Genomic DNA, 704 nt, shown 5'->3' with positions numbered 1-704 from the left:
TCAGCAAACAGACTGCCCTCACCTTTGGCATTGATGCGGTCGCGGGTCATGTAGTACAGACCCAATACAATGTCTTGGGAAGGTACGATAATCGGTTCGCCGTTGGCAGGAGACAATACGTTGTTTGAAGCCAGCATCAGGGTGCGCGCTTCCATTTGCGCTTCCAAGCTCAATGGAACGTGTACCGCCATTTGGTCACCGTCAAAGTCGGCGTTAAACGCGGCACATACCAACGGATGCAGCTGAATGGCTTTACCTTCAATCAGGATGGGTTCAAACGCTTGAATACCCAAACGGTGCAGGGTCGGCGCACGATTCAGCATAATAGGATGTTCGCGAATGACTTCTTCCAAGATGTCCCATACTTCAGGTACTTCTTGCTCTACCAATTTTTTCGCTGCTTTAACGGTAGAAGCTAAACCTTGTTTTTCCAGTTTATGGAAAATGAACGGCTTGAACAGTTCCAAAGCCATTTTTTTCGGCAAACCACATTGGTGCAGACGCAGGTATGGACCTACGGTAATCACGGAACGACCGGAGTAGTCCACACGTTTACCCAGCAGGTTTTGACGGAAACGACCGCCCTTACCTTTAATCATGTCGGCCAATGATTTCAGCGGACGTTTGTTGGCACCGGTCATGGCTTTACCGCGACGGCCGTTATCCAACAGCGAGTCAACCGCTTCTTGCAACATACGTTTTTC

Annotated in this window: 1 pseudogene; it reads right to left on the bottom strand. The window is 49.4% G+C overall.

Features of this window, described 5'->3' with window-relative positions:
- Nucleotides 1–704: pseudogene (locus ACTHUR_RS14200) on the bottom strand (DNA-directed RNA polymerase subunit beta'); the annotation flags it as partial.

The sequence above is a fragment of the Neisseria sp. P0021.S007 genome, from assembly GCF_051956855.1.
This window is presented reverse-complemented; position numbering and strand designations above follow the sequence as displayed.